Source organism: Arthrobacter sp. AD-310, from assembly GCF_054656615.1.
Genome location: NZ_BAAHNO010000031.1, coordinates 12,591 through 27,779, shown reverse-complemented (window position 1 = coordinate 27,779; position 15,189 = coordinate 12,591). Strand labels below are relative to the sequence as shown.

Here is a 15,189-nt window from a genome sequence, read left to right as displayed (position 1 = left end):
CGACCCTGTTGCCTGCCAACCCTGCTGTTTTACTGCCCGGGCACCTTTTGCTTCGGAGCGGGCACGGTGCCGCCGTGGAGTTCCGCTGCAGGAACTGCTGCGGCGGCAGCGGCCTGTGCGGCCTGCGATGCGGCGGCCTCTGCAGGCGCTGCCGCGGGGGTTTCCCGCTTGTCCTCAACGGGTTTGCGGCTTTCGAGGGGTTCGCCCTTGCTGGCAGGCGGAACCACGATCAACTGCCCGGGTACTGCGGGGGCAGGAATGACGGCGCCTTCGGATGCGCCCTTAACTGCCGGTGTTGCCTTGCCGGTGACGGAAAGGGTGGAAAGATCGATCTGGCCCTTGACGGTGGAGGCCACCATGCCCAGGTCCTTCGCCTTCGCGGCCAGGTTTTGCGGTGCCTCGAAGTTCTGAACCTGCTGGGTGAGGTCCTGGTTCTGCTTGGTCAAGGTGCTTTGCCTGGCACGGAGTTCCACCAGCTGGTACTGCGCTGTGGAGACGGAGATGTTCAGGACCAGGACGGCAATCAGTGCCACTGCGAGCATGGCGAAGCACAGCACCACAAACGGTGCCCGGCGCTTGCGCGGCACGCTCCGGACAACAGAGAGGGGCGTGCGGTTCTTCCGGCTGCCAGGCTCGCCGGCCGCCGGAGTTGCCTTGGCCGCGGAACTGCCGGAGGTAACGGGAAAGTTCTTGACGGCAGCGGTGCTCATACGGCTCTCCTGGCTCTGATTCGTTCCGCCGCACGCAGCCTTGCTGAGGCTGCACGCGGGTTTTCGGCAATTTCGGCGGCGGTAGGCACCTCGGTGCCTTTGGTCAGGGTCTTGAGTTCAGGCTTGTGCTCCTCCAGCTCCACCGGGAAGCCGAGCGGAGCTGACGACTTGGAACGGGCCTGGAAGACGCTCTTGACGATCTTGTCTTCCAGGGAGTGGTAGGACATCACGACGATGCGTCCACCGAGGGCGGTGGCGTCCACGGCTGCCGGCACGGCCCGCTCCAGGACGTCGAGTTCTTCGTTGACCTCGATCCGCAGTGCCTGGAAAGTGCGCTTCGCCGGGTGGCCGCCGGTCTTGGCAGCGCCGGCGGGCACCACGGACCGGATCTGTTCCACGAGCTCGCCGGTGGTGGTGAAGGGCTTGACGGCGCGGGCGGCAACAATGCGGTTCGCGATGCGGCCGGCAAACTTTTCCTCGCCCCACTTGCGGATGATCCGGACCAGCTCTTCTTCGCTGTAGGTATTCACCACATCGGCAGCGGTCTGGCCCCTGCTGGTGTCCATGCGCATGTCAAGGGGCGCGTCGAAGGAGTAGGCAAAGCCGCGTCCGCGTTCATCGAGCTGGAGCGAGGAGACTCCGAGGTCCATCAGGATGCCGTGGACTTCCGGTACCCCCAGGTCCGCCAGGACGTCCTCGATTTCGTCGTACACCGCGTGGACAAGGTCAGTGCGGGCCTCGAAGGGCGAGAGCCGTTCGCCGGCGAGGGCAAGGGCTTCCTCGTCCCGGTCGATGCCGATCAGGTGCAGGTCCGGGAACCGCTGCAGCATCGCCTCGGAGTGTCCGCCCATGCCCAGGGTTGCGTCGATGGCAACCGGGGTTTCACCGCGGAGCCTGGCTGCCTCGAATCCGGGTGCCAACAAATTGATGCACCGGTCCCGCAGGACCGGCACATGGCGTTCGGACGTGGGTTTCGGTTCTTCGTTCACGCCTCGTCCTTTCTCGCCGTCGTGGTCTTGCCTGCCTGCTTCTTGGGCCGGATCCCCATCCGCGCCTACCGTCCCGCCCGCCTGGCTCCGGGGAAGTGAGCCAGGTTGGCCGTCCGATGGGCGGCTGGAGATCCCGTCCAAGAAACTCCCTGGTGCCCCCGCCCGGTATTCAGAGAATGCCTGGTATGGGGTCATCAGTTTCCGAGAAGGCCGCTTCCTTCTCGGCGAGGTACGCAGTCCAGGCCTGGGCGTCCCAGATCTCCGCCCGGGTACCTGCGCCGATGACGGCCAGTTCCCTGCCGAGCCCTGCGTACTCCCGGAGCGCTGGTGGAATGGTTATGCGCCCCTGCTTGTCAGGTACCTCGTCAGAGGCTCCAGAGAGAAAGACACGGATGTAGTCACGTGCCTGCTTAGAGGAGATTGGCGCCTCCCGCATTTGCTCGTGGACCCGTGCAAATTCCTTCTCGCTGAAGACGTAGATGCAACGTTCCTGGCCCCTCGTGAGCACCAGCCCGCTGGCAAGCTCCTCCCGGAACTTCGCGGGGAGAATGATCCGTCCCTTTTCGTCCAGACGCGGCGAGTGGGTGCCAAGAAACACTGGCCCACCGCCTGTCCGCCGTGAGGAACTGCACATCCCCTATGTTGCAACCACCCTCTTATGCCCTCCACATTACTCCACTTTCCACCACAGTCAACGCAAAACGCGGGCGCTATGCACGGAAAACTGGGAGATGCACCCTTTATTGACGCGGATCCGGCCCTGTGGTGGGAAGTGGAGGGAATTAACCCCCGGTCACAACGGCCGCATCGCAGTGCGGCGCCGGGGCACAAAAAAAGACCCCCAGAAGGGGGTCTTTTCGCTCGGCGCTCCCGCACGGGGGGCGAAGTGGAGGAAACGGAGTGGAGGAAAGGGCTGCTGCCGGGAGGGAGTCCGGGGACGCCGACGGGCGTGCTGGCTCAGGAGCCGGCCGGACAGGGGCCGAACGGCCGCGGGATCAGGGTTCGCCGCGGCGCCGCTCGTCCCAGCGCTCTTCCAGGCTGCTCATAAAGGAGTTGCGCTGTTTGCCGCTCTTGCCAGGGCGGGACTTCGCGCCGGGCTTCGCGGCGGAACTGCGCATGGTAGCGAAGTAGACGCCCCCGCCCATCACGATGAATCCCAGGACCCCGACAAATATGTTTTGCAGGGTCACGCCCACAAGCAGCAGGAAGACGCCCGCCAAGGCGCAGAGGACCCCGATCACCACATGCCGCGTTGACCATGACCGGCCGGGGTCGGATCCCATGGAATTCGCAAACTTCGGGTCGTCCTCGTGAAGCTGCTTTTCAAGCTGCTCAAGCAGCTTCTGTTCGTGCTCCGACAGCGGCATCACGACCTCCTTTTGTAGGCCAACGTCCGGGCTGGTTCCCAGCCACTACTTCTGCACCGTTAACGGCTGTTGCGCCTTGATCGTTCCCGCTTCGCCGGCGTTGGCGAAAACTGGAACCAGGCACCCGGCCGAGAGGAGCGGGAGCATGTCCAAGAGGGTCCGGCAGTGTGTCCAGTCACTCAAAAACTATGTATCTCTAAGGATAGATTGTTCAGGGCCGTTCTGAAAGACGCCAATGACCCCTGCTCCCGCCTTCAACGCGGGCGTGGAGGCAGTCATCCGGAGCCGCCGCCCGGCTCCATCAGCCGGGCAGGCAGGACCGACTTGTTACCGAATTTTCGCGTGACTTCGTCCAGCGCCTGCTCCGCTGCCCGCCAATTGTCATCGCGCCGGTCAATGCTGAGCTGGAGCGATGTCCGGGCGGCCTCTTCGAGCTGTTCCGCCCTCACACCCACCAGGCGCACGGGCGTGCCAGGGCGGGCCGCCGCGTCAAGCAGCTGCAGCGCCACGCTGTAGATCAGCTGGGCGCTGTCCACGGGCGTCGGGACCGTGCGGCTGCGGGTAATCGTGGAGAAGTCGGCGAAGCGCAGCTTGAGCGCGACGGTCCTGGCGACCATTCCCGAGGTGCGCAGCCGCGCTGCCGTTCGGTGCGAGAGACGCAGCAGTTCACGGTGGAGCAGTGCCTGGTCCGTGGTGTCCACGGCAAAGGTTTCCTCCGCTCCGATACTCTTCTCCAGTCGCACAGGAGTGACCGGACGGGGATCGATTCCCCAGGACAACTGGTGGACATGTTCCCCCGTGGCGCCCAGCGTTTTTCGAAGCGCGGCCACCGGTGTGGCCGCCACGTCCGCGACAGTCCGGATACCCATCCTGGCCAGCACGTCAGCTGTCTTGGCCCCCACGCCCCAAAGCGCCCCGACAGGCAGGCTGTGCAGGTAGGGGACGGTTTCATCCGGCCCGATCTGGAGCAACCCGTCGGGCTTGCAGCGCGTGGACGCGATCTTGGCCACGAACTTCGATTCGGCTATGCCGACCGAAGCGGTGATACCGAGTTCCGCCGAGACACGCCGCCGGATCAGTTCGCCGATCCCGCGCGGCGGGCCGAGGCGGCGGAGGGCCCCGGTCACATCCAGGAATGCCTCATCTACGCTCAGCGGCTCCACGAGTTCGGTGATTGACTCGAAGATGGCCATCAGTTCGGCCGACACCTCGTAGTACAGCTTGTGGCGCGGTTCGATGATGGCCGCCTGCGGGCACATGCGCTGGGCGACAGCCATCGGCATGGCGGACTTCACACCGAAGGCACGGGCTTCGTAGGAAGCGGACAGCACAACTGAACGCTCCGCGGGAAAGCCGACGATGACCGGCTTCCCCAGAAGTTCGGGACGCGTCCGCAGCTCGACCGAGACAAAAAAGGCGTCCATATCCACATGCATGATGCATCGGCGCCGGCGGCCCTGAACGCGCGCTGCGCCTGGCTGGTTCATACGGTCGGGCCCCACAGCTGCAATCCTAGCCGCAGGTACTGACTAAACTGGAGGCTGATTCCGGCATCAACACCAGGAGGAAAAACCCTGTGACGGACTTTGGAAACCACAAGCCTGCGCGCTTGGCCGTCCTCGCTGCCGCTGCAGCAATCGCCCTTGCCGCCTGCAGCCCCACACCGTCAGCAGAGCCCGGTTCCTCCTCCACCGCAACCGCCCCCGCAAGCACTGCGCCCACCGCCACAGCTTCCTCGAGCCCCTCCGCCTCCCCCAACACCTCCGCCACGGTGGGAGCAGTAGTCGAGGGCTTCCCACAGCAGTTGCTGCCCCTTATGCCGGAAGCCACGGTTGTCTCCAGCAGCTTCGATAAAACAGCGGCACCGGCCACTGCGGCCCTCGTAGCCAGCATTAAGGCCCCGACGGCCGCTGTCGTGGACTTCTATACCAAAGCCCTCGAGGCGCAGGGATTCAAGGCTGTTCCCGGTGATTCCGTTGGAGCAGTGGCATCAAAGGACTTTGTGCGCGGTGACAGCGAAACCGTGAACCTGTCGGTGGTGGAAGCCTCCGGGGTAGCCACCTTCACCATTGGCGCCAACGTGGCAGCTGAGTCGGCAAAGTGAGCGCCGCAGAGCAACTTAGGAACGAACAGGCAGACTTTGTGGCGGCGGTGGCGGGCGGGCTCACCGGCTTCCTGACCGAACGGCAGTCCGTGATGTCCGCCATATCCCCGGACATCGATCCCATCATGGGCTCCATTTCCAACCTGGTGACGGGCGGCAAGCGCCTGCGCGCGCTGATGTGCTACTGGGGCTGGCGCGGTGCGGGCGGCGGAGCCGGCGCCGCCGAGGTGGTCACGGCAGGCGCTGCGCTTGAACTGTTCCAGGCGGCGGCGCTGATCCACGACGACATCATCGACCGCTCGGACACCCGGCGGGGCGGGCCGAGTGTCCACCGGCGTTTCAGCCAGCTGCACGGCGCCCAGGGCTGGGCCCTGGACAGTGAACGGTTCGGCCAGGCCGCGGCAATCCTGGCGGGTGACCTCTGTCTGTCCTTCAGTGAGGAGGCCTTCACCGACATCGGCGAACGGGCCGCGTCGGGGAGCAGGGCCCGGCTGATCTTCAACCTGATGCGTGCGGAGGTGATGGCCGGGCAGTATCTGGACATCCTGGAGGAGGTGGCGGGTCCGGTCCGCGACCGCGCCGGGGCAGTAAGCCGGGCACAGTCGATCATCCGATTCAAGAGCGCCAAATACTCGACTGAACACCCCCTGGCCCTGGGCGGAGCCCTCGCCGGAGCATCGGATGACCTGCTCCGCGGCTACTCGGCCTTCGCGCTGCCGCTGGGCGAGGCGTTCCAGTTGCGCGATGACGTCCTCGGTGTCTTCGGCGATCCGCTGACCACGGGGAAACCTGCCGGAGACGACCTGCGGGAGGGCAAGCGGACCGTTTTGGTGGCTTTGGCCCTGGACCAGGCCTCGGCCTCCGAATCCGCTTTTGTCGATGCCCGGCTGGGCAGCCCGGACCTGACCGATGATGACGTGGCGGAGATCAGGCGGATCATCGAGGACTCCGGCGCCCTCGATGCCACCGAAGTCCTCATTAATGAGTTCGGATCAGCGGCCTTCACCGCCCTGGAGGAACTGCCTCTGGACGAGCTGCCCAAAACCGCCCTCCGGAGGCTGGCCGAAGCCACGGTCAGCCGGGCCTCCTGAGGGACCGGTTTACCAGGCCAGCGTCTGTGCGCGCCGCCGGATTTCGGTCTTGCGGCCTTCACGCAGGGCGTCGATGGGGCGGCCGCGCAGAGATTCGTCAGCGGTAAACAACCAGATGATCAGGTCCTCATCCGAATACCCGGCATCCGACAGCACAACGATCGTCCCCTTAAGGCTGTCCACCACCTGCCCATCCTGAATGAATTCCGCAGGAACGGAGCGGATATTCCGTTCCCCCACCCTTAATGCCGCCAGTGCACGATCATCAATAAGGCTGTGCACCCTGGTAATGGAAACATTCAAAAGCTCGGCTACGTCGGGGAGGGGCAACCACTCGCCCACAAGGTCTTCTACGTTACTCACGGATCAAGGTTGCCATGGTGGGCGCTTCCGCGCCTAGTTGAAGCCGGCCGTGCAGCCGGCATCCCGCGGACACTCCCGAAAATCTTCTTTGCGCCTAATCCCGGAATTCTTGTGCTATCCGCGAATTCGTGAGAGATTCACATTGTTAACGCTGGTAACAGTAAAAACATAAGTCACACTAGTATCAGGAATAGTCAGCGGCACCTCCCCGCCCGCGCCCGCAGTTGAGAAGAGGATCTTTTCCATGACGATGTCCCGCTCGCCCCAGCGGCCCCCCAAGCCGAGCCTGCCGATGATTGCTGCCACAACGGCGGCGCTGCCTGCGGTTGTGTTGTCGTCTCTGGCGGTCGCCGAGCCCGCCGTCGCAGAAAAGCCAGCGAGGGCGGTACCTGCCACTCTTGCCGCCGCGATGGAAGCGCAGGCTGCCGCGGCGTCAGCCGCCATCATCCCCGCCGCATCCGTCTCCACTGCGATCCCGGCCGCCTTCAAACCGCTGCAGCCGTCCGCGCCGGCGGAATACACCATCGCGCGTGGAGACACGATCACGGGTATTGCCGGGAAATTCGGCCTGAATACCGGTGACGTCCTCAGGTTGAACAACCTGCAGGCCAACACCCTTATTTATCCGGGTCAGAAGATCAAACTCACCGGCGCCCCGGCCTCCCCCGCCGCGCCTGCCCCCGCGCCGGCCCCGGCTGCGCCGGCCGACGCCGCGACTTACACAGTCAAGCCCGGGGACACGCTGGGGGCCATCGCCGCCCGCCACAACGTGTCCCTCAGCGATGTCTTCAGCTGGAACAACCTCAACATGCGCTCCATCATCCACCCGGGGCAGAAGATCAAGGTTGGTGCCGGGCAGCCGGCTCCGTCTGCCCCCGCTCCCGCTCCGGCTGCCACCCTGGCCAATACGTCGGCCACCGCGGCACCGTCCCCTGGCTCGTACACCGTGAAGGCCGGCGACACCCTGTCCGCCATCGCCTCCCGGCATGGCGTCAAACTCTCCGAGCTTCTGTCCGCAAACCGGATGAGCCTGTCCACGGTCATCTTCCCCGGCAACAAACTGGCCATCCCGGGTGCGGGCAGCCAGCCCGCGCCACAGCCGGCAGCCGCCGTGACCCCGCTCGTGCCAAGTTCGTTCCTGGGCTTCAGCTACCCCCCGGCCGTGGTCAGCTCAGCCAACGAGAACAAGGCGCTCCTGAATGCCTCTCCCGTTCCGTCACGTGCCGAGATGCGCAACATCGTTGCCGACACAGCACGCCGGATGGGCGTGGATCCTGCACTCGCTTTGGCCTTCGCGCACCAGGAGTCGGGCTTCGACCAGCGGGCCGTTTCCCCCGCCAACGCCATCGGAACCATGCAGGTCATCCCCAGCTCGGGGCGGTGGGCATCGGATCTGGTGGGACGGAAGCTGAACCTGCTCGACCCGTACGATAACGCGACCGCCGGGGTTGCGATCATCCGCCGGCTCCTTGCCACCAGCAAGGATGAGGACACGGCTATTGCGGGCTATTACCAGGGCCAGTATTCGGTCAGCAAGTACGGCATGTACGAGGACACCAAGGCGTACGTCGCTGCCATCAAGGCGCACCGGAAGAACTTCTGACAGCTCCGTCAACCAACCAGGACGCGGCAGGCATGAGCCTTGCACGGGCCCGGACCGCCTGCCGGTTCGGGCCCGTTTCGTTGCGGGGCTTAGGATCGAAGGGTGCAGGAACACGTGTCTGACCCTTTTGTAGGAACGCTGGTGGACAACCGCTACGCTGTACGGTCGCGACTGGCGAGGGGCGGCATGTCCACGGTGTATTTGGCGGTGGACCAGCGCCTCGAGCGCGACGTCGCCCTGAAGGTGCTGCACCCCCATCTCGCTGCCGACGACAGCTTCCTGGACAGGCTGGGCCGGGAGGCCAAGGCGGCAGCCCGGCTGTCGCATCCGCACGTTGTGGGGGTCCTGGACCAGGGCAACGACGGCCATACGGCATACCTGGTCATGGAGTACATCAAGGGTCACACGCTGCGCGACGTCATCGCTGACAAGGGCGCGCTGCCGCCGCGGCTGGCCCTGGCACTCATTGACCCCGTCGTCGAAGGACTTGCCGCCGCGCATACCGCCGGCTTTATCCACCGCGATGTGAAACCGGAAAACGTCCTGATTGCCGACGACGGGCGGATCAAGATCGGTGACTTCGGCCTGGCGAGGGCGGTAACCACATCGACGAGTTCCGGAACCCTGATGGGGACGGTTGCCTATGTGCCGCCTGAAGTGGTGCTGGGAAAGTCCTCGGATGCCCGCAGCGACGTCTACTCGGTGGGCATCATGCTCTTCGAAATGCTCACCGGGCAGCAGCCGTTCAAGGGCGATGTCCCCATCCAGGTTGCCTACCAGCACGTCAACGGAACGGTCGGCCCGCCGTCTGCCCTGGTTCCCGGGTTGGCTGCGGAACTGGATGAGCTGGTGCAGTGGTGCACTGCCAACGATCCCGAGAACCGCCCGGTGGACGGCAGTGCGCTCCTCCAGGAGCTGCGGCACATCCGCACCAACCTGAGCGATGCGGAGCTCGACCTCCAGCCGCCCGCGGCCAAGGCTGCAGCTGCGCCGGCCGCACCCCAGGCTCTCGAAACGGAACCCGTCCACGGCGCCACCCCGAACAGCACCGAATTCATCGCCCGGACAAACAACCCGACCACGGTCATCCCCGCGGGCCGACCGGCACGTCCCCCGCATGGACCCAGCCAGGGAGCGGTGGCGGGCCAGGCGCAGGGCAGCAGGAACCAGGGTCCAGCTGCCATCCGCGGGAGCCATGTCCTCACCCCTCCGGGCGAGGATGAGGACGAGGCCTGGGCCCCGCCCCCGCCGGTCCTCAGCAAACGCGAGCAGCGGAAGGCCGGGAAGGAAGAGGGGAAGGCCCGTGCGCGTGCTGCTGCCACGCCTGTACGTGCCCTGCGCGAAGGCAGCCCGCGCCGGCGCGGTGTGCTGTGGGTGGTGGTCCTGCTCCTGGCGGCGCTGCTTGCCACGGGAGCCGGATGGTTCTTTGGTATGGGCCCCGGCGCCGCGGCGGCCATCCCCCCGGTGGCCAACAAAACGGTGGCGCAGGCCCAGCAGCTGCTCAGTGAGGCGGGTTTCCGATCCACCACGAGTGATGTTTTCGATGACGACGTCCCGAGCGGCCTGGTGGTGGGAAGTGAGCCCGGGGCAGGCACGGAAATCCGCAAGTTCCAGCCCGTGGCCCTGTTCGTCTCCAAGGGGCCCCAGCTTTTCGAACTGCCGAAGTTAACAGGCGGCACCCTCGAGCAAGCCAAAAACTCGTTGAACGCCGCCGGCATGGCGCTGGGGACCGTCACCGAAGAGTTCAATGAGGACGCCGCCGCAGGTGTTGTCCTCTCCCAGGATCCGGCTGCCGCAACCCCGGTCAGGCGCGGAACCCCGGTGGCAATGGTCGTTTCCAAGGGGCCCGAGCCCATCCCGGTACCGTCGGTGGTGGGACAGGACGAGGACGACGCCGTGGATGCCATCGAGGCAGCGGGCCTCATTGCGGAGGTGGCACGGGAAGAGGTCTTCGACAAGAACGTTCCGGAGGGATCCGTTGTCAGCCAGGCGCCCATGGGCGGAACGCTCACGCGCGGCGGCACCGTGACGCTCACGATTTCCAAGGGCCCGCGGATGGTGGAAGTGCCCAGCTTCATTGGCCGGCAGGCCGGCGAAGCACGCCGGGCGCTGGAGGCCCTCGGCTTCCAGGTGCGGGTCAACAACGTGCTGGGCGGGTTCTTCGGAACGGTCCGGGACCAGGACCCGGTGGACAAGGAAGTTCCGGAGGGTTCCGTGATCACGTTGACGGTGGTGTGGGCGGCCCGGGCCGCCTACACCACCGTCAGTGCGGCAAAACGTTAAGCGGCAAAACGTTGATCAGTGCTTTGCCAGCGCGCCGGCCACCAGGAACGCCATTTCCAGCGACTGCATATGGTTCAGCCGCGGATCGCAGACCGACTCGTAGCGGTCAAGGAAGGCATCCTGGTCAATGGGATCTGCACCGCCGAGGCATTCGGCAACGTCGTCGCCGGTCATCTCCACGTGCAGGCCGCCCGGGACCGTGCCGAGGCCGTGGTGCACCTCGAAGAACCCGCGCACCTCGTCAATGACGTCGTCGAAATTGCGGGTCTTGTAGCCGTTCGGCGAGGTGACCGTGTTGCCGTGCATGGGGTCGGTGACCCACAGGACCTGCGCGCCGGAGGCCGTGACTTTCTCGACGACGGCAGGCAGCTTCTCGCGGATGTTACCGGCGCCCATGCGGGTGATGAAGGTGAGCCGGCCCGGCTCGCGCTCCGGGTCCAGCTTGTCGATCAGGCGCAGCGCGTCGTCTCCCGTGGTGGACGGGCCCAGCTTGACCCCGATGGGGTTGCGGACGCGGGACAGGAAGTCCACGTGCGCGTGGTCAAGTTCCCGGGTTCGCTCGCCGATCCACAGGAAGTGTGCCGAAGTGTCGTACGGGAAGCCCGTCCTGGAGTCAATGCGGGTCAGGGCACGCTCGTAGTCAAGCAGCAGGGCCTCATGGCTGGCGAAGAACTCCACGCGCTTGAGCGCTTCGAAGTCCGCGCCACAGGAATCCATGAACTTAATTGCGCGGTCGATGTCGCGGGCGAGCGATTCGTACCGGGCATGCGCGGGATTCTCGGTAAATCCCTTGTTCCACTGGTGTACGGAGCGGAGGTCCGCGAAGCCGCCCTGGGTGAAGGCCCGGATGAGGTTCAGCGTGGACGCGGACGTGTGGTAGGCCTTCAGCATGCGCGAGGCGTCGTGCCCGCGGGACTCGGGGGTGAAGTCGTAGCCGTTGACGATGTCGCCGCGGTATGCCGGAAGGGTGACGCCATTGCGGGTTTCGTCGTTCGAGGAGCGGGGCTTGGCGAACTGGCCGGCCATCCGGCCCATCTTGATGACGGGCATGGCTGCGCCATAGGTCAGCACCACTGCCATCTGGAGGATGGTCTTCACCCGGGCACTGATCTTATCCGCCGTGGCGGCCTCAAACGTTTCGGCGCAGTCGCCGCCCTGCAGCAGGAACGCCTTGCCCTGGGCGGCTGCGGCCAGCCGCTCGCGCAGGATGTCCACTTCGCCGGCGAACACCAGCGGCGGAAGCACGGAAAGTTCCTTGACGGAGGCGTCAAACACCTCCTTGTCCTGCCAGCTGGGCTGCTGTGAAATCGGGAGGTCCCGCCAGTCGTCAAGTCCGGGATAGTTGGCAGCGCCACTCTGGGCGGTGCTGGACAGCGTAAAGGCGGGTTTTGCGGATAGCTCAGTCACCATCTAAGACTAACGGCAGCGCCGCTTGCATCGACACCGAACCGTCACGGGGGCAGGCTTGCGCGTCACACGTCCAGGCCTCGAGTTTGCCCAGCCGGCCGGCGGACGCTATCCGGCGGCGGCAGCCCCGCCGTCGTCGCGAGCTTTCCCGTCCCCCGCCTTCCCGTCCCCCGCCTTCCCGGTGCCCGCGCCTCCGGCATCCGCGTCGCCGGCGTTTTCATTACCCGTACCGCCGGCCGCCGCGGCAGGTGACGCAAGGGGTTCGGCGCTGGCGGCCGGCTCCACGGCCTTCCCCGCCATCCGCAGCTTCACCACCGCTGCGTATTCGTCCACGTACTCCTGGCCGGAAAGCCGCTGCAGCTCGAACATGACCTGGTCCGCGACTTTCCGTTGCACCTCGCGGTCTTCCGCCTGGTCCCGGTAGTGGCTGAAGTCCAGCGGCTCTCCGAAGATCATGCCGATCCTGCGGATATTCGGCAGCCGCTTGCCGATCGGCTGCACCTTGTCGGTGCCGATCATGGCCACGGGAACCACCGGAACCCCTGCCTCGAGGGCAAGCCTGGCCACGCCGACTTTGCCCCGGTACAGGCGCGAATCGGGACTCCGCGTGCCCTCCGGGTAGATGCCCAGCAGGCCGCCGTGGTTCAGGACTTCCATGCCCGCATTGAGGGAGGCGGCAGAGGCAGCGCCGCCGGACCTGTCCATCGGCAACTGGTTGGTGAGGCGGAAGAACAGGGCAGTGAGCCTCCCCTTGATCCCCGTGCCGGTGAAGTACTCCGACTTGGCGAGGAACACCACGGGACGGCGGACCATCAGCGGCATAAAGATGGAGTCGGAAAACGAGAGATGGTTGGAAGCGATGATGGCCGCGCCCTGCGCCGGGATATTGTCCAGGCCCTTGACCCAGGGGCGGAAAAGCAGCTTCAGTACCGGACCGAGGAAGATCCTTTTCATGACCCAATAGAACACGTGGCGAACCTCTCCGGAAGGCGGCTCCCAGGCCCCGCACCGGGCCTGGTCGGCAGATCAATGCAACCCTACTCTAGTGAGATTTGCCGCGAACAGTGACACGATGGACCCATGACTGAAAGCCGCGTTCCCCCACGTCCAGCCGCTTTCAGCTACCCGGGGCACGGGGACAACGCCCGGATCGGCATCGCTATCTGCCATGGCTTCACCGGCAGTCCGCTGAGCGTCATGCCGTGGGCCGAATACCTGGCCGGGCAGGGCTACGCCGTCTCTGTTCCCCTGCTTCCAGGACACGGGACGGACTGGCGGCAACTTGCCCGCACCGGCTGGGCTGACTGGTACCGCTGCTACGAGGACGCATTCCTGGAGCTCCGGTCGCGCACCGATGCGTGTTTCGTAGCCGGACTGTCGATGGGCGGCGCGGTGGCGCTTCTGACGGCTTCCCGCCACCCGGTGGCCGGTGTCAGCGTGGTCAATCCGGGCCTGAGTTTCTACGACCGCCGGATCCACGTCATCGGGGTGCTCAAGTATTTCCAGCGGACAACCGTCCCCATCCAGGAGGACCAGCCGACGGCGCCCCACACCGACGACGGCGACTACACCCGCACACCGCTTGCCGCCGTCCACGAACTCAAAAAGCTCTTCGGCGCCGCCCTCCGCGGCATGCCGGCCATCACGGCACCGGTCCAGGTGTTCAAGTCGCGGACCGACATCGTGGTTCCACCTACGTCGCTGGAGATGCTCCGGAAACGGCTTGGCGGGCACCTTGTTGAGGTGGTGAGCCTTGATAACAGTGGACATGTGGCTACGCTGGACGTGGACGCGCCCCGGATCTTTGCCAGGTCCGGTGCATTCTTCCGCGCCCATGCCCGCCTCGCCAGCACTTCGGAGACCCCATGACGTCCACGCCGGACCACAGTCCGTTCACCAGCGCTTCGAGCGGGGATGGACCCCGGACGGGAGTGGTCCTTTCACACGGGTTCACGGGGAGCCCGCACGGACTCCGCGCCTGGGCGCAGGCCTTCGCGGACGCCGGTTTTGCCGTCCGGATGCCCTTGCTGCCGGGCCACGGCACGAGGTGGCAGGACCTTGCCAGGACCCGCTGGCAGCAGTGGCACACCGCCTTGGACCAGGCGTACCTGGACCTGGAGGCGGAGTGCGAGCATGTTTTCGCCGCCGGCCTGAGCATGGGGGGCGCCCTGGCTTTGCGTATAGCGGCCACCCGGCCCGTGGCGGGAGTCGTCCTGGTCAACCCGGCCTTGGTCATCGACGATCCCCGGGCCCCGCTGGCGGGCTTCCTGAAACTCGTGATGAAGAGCACACCGGCCATCGCCAATGACATCCTCAAGGAGGGTATGGACGAGGGGGCCTATTCCCGCACCCCGGTCGCTGCCGCGCACGAGATGAACAAGATGTTCCGTGACACCGTCCGTCTCCTCCCCCGGATCACCGCGCCCGTGCAGGTGTACAGGTCCACGGTGGACCATGTTGTATCCGGCTCGAGCGTCGCCCTGCTCCGCCGGGGGTTGACGCATGCTCCGCTGGAAGTTGTCGAACTCCGCAACAGCTACCACGTGGCCACCCTGGACAACGATGCGGAACAGATTTTCCAGGGTTCGGTCGACTTCATCCGCCACGTGCTGCCCGGCGGGGCGGCGGGTGCCGCGCCTGGATCTCCGGCGCCGGCAGGCCGGGAGGGGCGGCATGAACAGGCCTGACTCCGGCTCCCCCGATTCCCAGGACCAGGGCGCAGACCCGGACGATGCCGTGTGGCTGGACCTGGTGGCCCGCCTGCAGGGGGACCCTGCGCCGGCACCTGATGCCCCCGAGGGACCGGAGACCCAGGAACCGCAGCAGGAACACCGGGCTTCCTTCCGGGACTTCGACCCCCTGGGGCTGGCAGGGACCGCACCGCTGGAACTGCCGGCGGAACGGCGGGACGTACCGGGACACCCGGATGCCGATGCGGGCGAGCCCTGGGGACCACGCGACTACGGGGTTGACGACGACGAAGACGGGTTCGTTCCGGAGGAACCGCCCAGCCTTGCCGGGACAGACCCGCTGACCATGCTGGCGTGGCTTGCCGCCGTGGGCGGTCCCGTTGCGCTGCTGCTGTCGGCAATGTTCTGGCGGTCCGCGCCCCTCCTGGCCATCATTGGCATCGTGACGGTCTTTGTGCTGGGAACGGTGTACCTGATCATGAAGCTTCCCCAGGATAAAGACGAGGACGACGACGGCGCCCGGGTTTAGCCCCGGCCCCTCCGGTCAGGCGCGACCCGTCCCGTCAGGCGCGGCCCGACCGG

General features: G+C 65.9%; 15 protein-coding genes. 7 read left to right on the top strand and 8 right to left on the bottom strand.

Annotated elements, in window-relative coordinates; all coding sequences use genetic code 11:
- Nucleotides 1–29 precede the first annotated feature (29 nt).
- The 5 genes from ACYQ1Z_RS17080 to dinB form a co-directional block, all read right to left on the bottom strand.
- Entirely contained in the window at nucleotides 30–710 is a 681-nt protein-coding gene (locus ACYQ1Z_RS17080) for a hypothetical protein (RefSeq protein WP_459793737.1), read from the bottom strand.
- Complete coding sequence (rsmH, locus tag ACYQ1Z_RS17075; protein ID WP_459793736.1) at nucleotides 707–1,699, bottom strand: 16S rRNA (cytosine(1402)-N(4))-methyltransferase RsmH; 993 nt, start codon at nucleotides 1,697–1,699, stop codon at nucleotides 707–709. The genes ACYQ1Z_RS17080 and rsmH overlap by 4 nt, the downstream gene beginning before the upstream one ends.
- Nucleotides 1,700–1,868: 169 nt before the next feature.
- Nucleotides 1,869–2,297, bottom strand: coding sequence for a division/cell wall cluster transcriptional repressor MraZ (mraZ, locus tag ACYQ1Z_RS17070; RefSeq protein ID WP_459793735.1), 429 nt, complete (start codon nucleotides 2,295–2,297; stop codon nucleotides 1,869–1,871).
- A gap of 397 nt (nucleotides 2,298–2,694) precedes the next feature.
- Entirely contained in the window at nucleotides 2,695–3,066 is a 372-nt protein-coding gene (locus tag ACYQ1Z_RS17065; protein WP_459793734.1) for a DUF3040 domain-containing protein, read from the bottom strand.
- 275 nt (nucleotides 3,067–3,341) lie between these two features.
- Nucleotides 3,342–4,553 (bottom strand): DNA polymerase IV, encoded by a 1,212-nt coding sequence (gene dinB / locus ACYQ1Z_RS17060; protein ID WP_459793773.1) that lies wholly within the window; start codon nucleotides 4,551–4,553, stop codon nucleotides 3,342–3,344.
- A gap of 89 nt (nucleotides 4,554–4,642) precedes the next feature.
- Here dinB and ACYQ1Z_RS17055 point away from each other — a divergent pair, with 89 nt between their 5' ends.
- Entirely contained in the window at nucleotides 4,643–5,170 is a 528-nt protein-coding gene (locus ACYQ1Z_RS17055) for a hypothetical protein (RefSeq protein WP_459793733.1), read from the top strand.
- Nucleotides 5,167–6,261 (top strand): polyprenyl synthetase family protein, encoded by a 1,095-nt coding sequence (locus ACYQ1Z_RS17050; RefSeq protein ID WP_459793732.1) that lies wholly within the window; start codon nucleotides 5,167–5,169, stop codon nucleotides 6,259–6,261. The genes ACYQ1Z_RS17055 and ACYQ1Z_RS17050 overlap by 4 nt, the downstream gene beginning before the upstream one ends.
- Nucleotides 6,262–6,270: 9 nt before the next feature.
- Here the strand turns inward: ACYQ1Z_RS17050 and ACYQ1Z_RS17045 are convergent, their stop codons facing one another.
- Nucleotides 6,271–6,624 (bottom strand): Rv2175c family DNA-binding protein, encoded by a 354-nt coding sequence (locus ACYQ1Z_RS17045; RefSeq protein WP_459793731.1) that lies wholly within the window; start codon nucleotides 6,622–6,624, stop codon nucleotides 6,271–6,273.
- Nucleotides 6,625–6,868: 244 nt separating this feature from the next.
- Here ACYQ1Z_RS17045 and ACYQ1Z_RS17040 point away from each other — a divergent pair, with 244 nt between their 5' ends.
- Both ACYQ1Z_RS17040 and ACYQ1Z_RS17035 read left to right on the top strand, forming a co-directional pair.
- Nucleotides 6,869–8,227, top strand: coding sequence for a lytic transglycosylase (locus tag ACYQ1Z_RS17040; RefSeq protein WP_459793730.1), 1,359 nt, complete (start codon nucleotides 6,869–6,871; stop codon nucleotides 8,225–8,227).
- Nucleotides 8,228–8,329: 102 nt separating this feature from the next.
- Nucleotides 8,330–10,510 (top strand): Stk1 family PASTA domain-containing Ser/Thr kinase, encoded by a 2,181-nt coding sequence (locus ACYQ1Z_RS17035; protein WP_459793729.1) that lies wholly within the window; start codon nucleotides 8,330–8,332, stop codon nucleotides 10,508–10,510.
- Between the two features lie 15 nt (nucleotides 10,511–10,525).
- On the opposite strand, the gene ACYQ1Z_RS17030 is transcribed toward ACYQ1Z_RS17035, so the two are convergent.
- Nucleotides 10,526–11,920, bottom strand: a complete 1,395-nt coding sequence (locus ACYQ1Z_RS17030) for a class II 3-deoxy-7-phosphoheptulonate synthase (RefSeq protein ID WP_459793728.1) — start codon at nucleotides 11,918–11,920, stop codon at nucleotides 10,526–10,528.
- A 105-nt stretch (nucleotides 11,921–12,025) separates the two neighbouring features.
- Nucleotides 12,026–12,886, bottom strand: coding sequence for a lysophospholipid acyltransferase family protein (locus ACYQ1Z_RS17025; RefSeq protein ID WP_459793727.1), 861 nt, complete (start codon nucleotides 12,884–12,886; stop codon nucleotides 12,026–12,028).
- Between the two features lie 111 nt (nucleotides 12,887–12,997).
- Between ACYQ1Z_RS17025 and ACYQ1Z_RS17020 the strand changes: the two genes are divergently transcribed.
- The 3 genes from ACYQ1Z_RS17020 to ACYQ1Z_RS17010 are packed head-to-tail and all read left to right on the top strand — an operon-like array spanning nucleotide 12,998 to nucleotide 15,136.
- On the top strand, nucleotides 12,998–13,786 hold the full coding sequence (locus tag ACYQ1Z_RS17020) for an alpha/beta hydrolase (RefSeq protein WP_459793726.1): 789 nt from the start codon (nucleotides 12,998–13,000) through the stop codon (nucleotides 13,784–13,786).
- Nucleotides 13,783–14,604 carry an alpha/beta hydrolase gene (locus ACYQ1Z_RS17015; protein ID WP_459793725.1) on the top strand — a complete coding sequence of 274 codons (822 nt, stop codon included), beginning with the start codon at nucleotides 13,783–13,785 and terminating at the stop codon, nucleotides 14,602–14,604. The genes ACYQ1Z_RS17020 and ACYQ1Z_RS17015 overlap by 4 nt, the downstream gene beginning before the upstream one ends.
- Complete coding sequence (locus tag ACYQ1Z_RS17010) at nucleotides 14,591–15,136, top strand: hypothetical protein (RefSeq protein ID WP_459793724.1); 546 nt, start codon at nucleotides 14,591–14,593, stop codon at nucleotides 15,134–15,136. Before ACYQ1Z_RS17015 ends, ACYQ1Z_RS17010 begins: the two co-directional genes overlap by 14 nt.
- The last annotated feature ends 53 nt before the right edge of the window (nucleotides 15,137–15,189 follow it).